The 2779-nt window shown below is 48.0% G+C and carries 4 protein-coding genes; all 4 read left to right on the top strand.

From position 1 onward, the window contains the following. Nucleotides 1-35: 35 nt before the first annotated feature. The 4 genes from GTN70_11405 to GTN70_11390 all read left to right on the top strand — a co-directional run bounded on the left by GTN70_11405 (nucleotide 36) and on the right by GTN70_11390 (nucleotide 2743). Complete coding sequence (locus GTN70_11405) at nucleotides 36-668, top strand: hypothetical protein (protein ID NIO17566.1); 633 nt, start codon at nucleotides 36-38, stop codon at nucleotides 666-668. Nucleotides 669-1002: 334 nt separating this feature from the next. Next, complete coding sequence (locus GTN70_11400; GenBank protein NIO17565.1) at nucleotides 1003-1221, top strand: YHS domain-containing protein; 219 nt, start codon at nucleotides 1003-1005, stop codon at nucleotides 1219-1221. A 61-nt stretch (nucleotides 1222-1282) separates the two neighbouring features. Continuing rightward, nucleotides 1283-1795, top strand: coding sequence for a redoxin domain-containing protein (locus tag GTN70_11395; GenBank protein ID NIO17564.1), 513 nt, complete (start codon nucleotides 1283-1285; stop codon nucleotides 1793-1795). 168 nt (nucleotides 1796-1963) lie between these two features. Further along, nucleotides 1964-2743, top strand: a complete 780-nt coding sequence (locus GTN70_11390) for a hypothetical protein (GenBank protein ID NIO17563.1) — start codon at nucleotides 1964-1966, stop codon at nucleotides 2741-2743. Nucleotides 2744-2779: the final 36 nt, after the last annotated feature.

Raw genomic sequence — 2779 nt, 5'->3', positions numbered from 1 at the left:
GCCTGCTCGTCTCTGGGAGTTTCTGAGCGGAGAGCCTGCCGGGCACTGGGGCAACCGAGCCCGACCCGGGCTACCACGGGTTGCGATACGTGGAAGCCTTCGGCAACGCGGCGTTCATCCTGAAAGCGAGGCTCCAGCTGATGCGGGACATCGGGCCCGCCATGAGCCCTTTCAACGCCTTCCTCTTCCTTCAGGGACTCGAGACGCTCCACTTGAGGATGGAGAAGCACCACAATAATGCCCTAAAGGTGGCAACGTATCTGAGTAGCCACCCGAAAGTTTCCTGGGTGAACTATTCCGGGTTCGAGGATCACCCGACCCACGAGCTCGCAAAGAAGTATCTGGACGGAGGATTCGGCGCTATAGTGGGCTTCGGCGTGAAGGGAGGATACGAAGCCGGCAAAACATTCATCGATAACGTTAAGCTCCTCTCCCTCCTTGCTAATATCGGGGATGCGAAGAGCCTGGTCATCCATCCCGCAAGCACCACACATCAGCGGCTCAACCCCGAGGAGCAGCTCGCTGCCGGGGTGACTCCGGAATTCGTGCGCCTTTCCATCGGTATCGAAGGGTTAGAGCCATATTCCCTCGACTCGGACAACAGGGAGGATTTCAGGAGGACTTACCATGGGTTCGTGTCCTGGGCTTATCAAATTTTTATTACCTGAGAAGTATTGAAAATTTATTGTTGAACACGGCTAATGATGATTTGCCAAGAGGTGAACAAGGGGATAGGGCTATCGACTTTATACATGCGAAAAAAATTCGCAGGAAATGGTCAAATCGGTTATATATTTTACACCAAATTCGATCAAACTCTTGGATTCTGAGTCTAATCAATAAAAAATACCATCAAATATCAACGCTTTATCTTCTGAGTATGGTGGCCGTGTCTTTTGGCATTTTCGTTGCTTAAGTATCGTATAGGTTTACACGGAGCCCATGATNNNTGGGATATTTTTTACAACGGTAAACAAAAACTCTGTGGAAAGGATGGTTGTCATGGAAGAGAACAAATTGTCCAATCAGTTTGAACCCGTTTTCCCATATGATCCCGTATGCGGGAAAAAGCCGGGTATCGAGCCCTTTCGTTACTCACTCGGGTGGAAAGGCCAGACCTACGGGTTCTGCACCCGTGAATGCAGGGAGACCTTTTTAAGGAATCCTGACCTGTTTGCCTGGTACCGGAGCGAAAGTGGGAGAAGGATTTTTGTTAGATAGAATTTTGAAGATTTCTGCAATAATAGTTTAGGGGATTATAAATTATTGAAAGGAAAAAGTGTTGAGAATATTTTTATTTCAGAAGTCTTTTGTTATTCTCCTCTCAGTTCTGATCTTATTCCACGGTGGGAAATTGTACAGTGGGGAAGCTATGCCTTTCCACCTGAAGGTTGTCGACTCCGCGGGGAAAGAGACGACCCTTGAAAATCTCAGAGGAAGGAAAGTTGTTCTCGTCGTCTACACGTCATCCATGTCGGATTGTAAGAGGCATTTAGAGAGATTTGTCACGTTGTCTGAGGATTTTATGGGAGAAGATGTTCTTTTTTCCATCGTCGATATAACACCTCTCGGATATGAAGAATTTTTGAGTAATCTGCCCGACAATAAGGGAAACGCCATCTTCAGGAAGGATTTGGATGGAAATATTGCCCGTATCCTCGATGTTATATTTCTACCCACAACATTTTTCATATCAGAAGAAGGGGAGGTTCTCGAAAGGCACGAATCGCTGCATTTGTGGGATTCTACAGAGTTTAAAGTAAGTGTAAAAAAGTTTATCGAAGCCGGGAGCTGAGTTCAGCGGTATACAAATACTATTATTTTACAGGTAGAGTCGATGAGAAAATTAAATCCAGCAGTGAGAAATGTCATAGTTTTGATCTTTTCTTTATTGGTCGTCGCAGCTTTATATTTTTATTTAAGGCACGGAAACACGATGCATAAAGGCATTTCAGAGAGCTTGATGAAGCATGTCAACGTGCGTGTGTCCGATGACTATGTCAGGTACTTCGGCCGGATTCCCGACGCGGGGATGGTCGATTGTGAGGGGCTCGTCATCTATTACCCTGAAAAAGGGGGGGACTCTTTCGTTCCCTACCCTTTCTTCGTGACGACACCGGAGGAGAAGGAAACGCTCATCGCCAGGACCATGATTGCAGGCCTTCCATCGCGGGCGATGGGGAAATATGTCAAGCCGATATACCAAGGGTGGGGGGAACTTGAGGAAATTTCCGTTACCGGTAAAACCCTCAGTATTTCAATAAAGGCGGGAATAATTCCCAAAAAGGAGGAGCTCGCCGATACAGCCCGTGCATTTTTCATTACTTACAAGCAGTTCTACGGCGAGCTGGAAAAGGTGATACTGAATGCGGGTAGCGGAGAAAAAGTGGAAATGGCTTCCCCGGGGATAGCCGTTCGGGAGCCTGGCCCGCCGGTGATACTCGATGCTTTTCTAGTCAGGCACGCCCACGGGGAAGAGGAGAATTCTCAAGAATTGAGGATCCTCTTTGACAGGCCGGTGATGATAAGGGACCTTGCGATCGAGAAAGCTGGTGGAAAAAGGATTGAGGGCAAGGCCTATCTCGCGGAGTTTTCGATGGCCGGGATTATTGAACATGTCGGGGAGAAGGCCTTTGTGGAGGGAGATCGTTTCACGATCCGATACGATATCCACGATTATCTGGACAGAAAGGGCGAGGGGGAGATGAGTTTTACCGCGAGGGTCGAGGTTCACTCCGGGTAGATCGAGCATTTTCCGCCGCTTTTCGGCTGATTTCCT

This window comes from Deltaproteobacteria bacterium (genome assembly GCA_011773515.1).
In the GTDB taxonomy this organism is placed as follows: Bacteria; Desulfobacterota; Deferrimicrobia; order J040; family J040; genus WVXK01.
This window is presented reverse-complemented; position numbering and strand designations above follow the sequence as displayed.

Excerpts from the sequence above, each read along its gene's own strand:
- GTN70_11400 (NIO17565.1), top strand. The coding sequence starts at position 1,003 with ATGGAAGAGAACAAATTGTCCAATCAGTTTGAACCCGTTTTCCCATAT.
- GTN70_11390 (NIO17563.1), top strand. The coding sequence starts at position 1,964 with ATGAAGCATGTCAACGTGCGTGTGTCCGATGACTATGTCAGGTACTTC.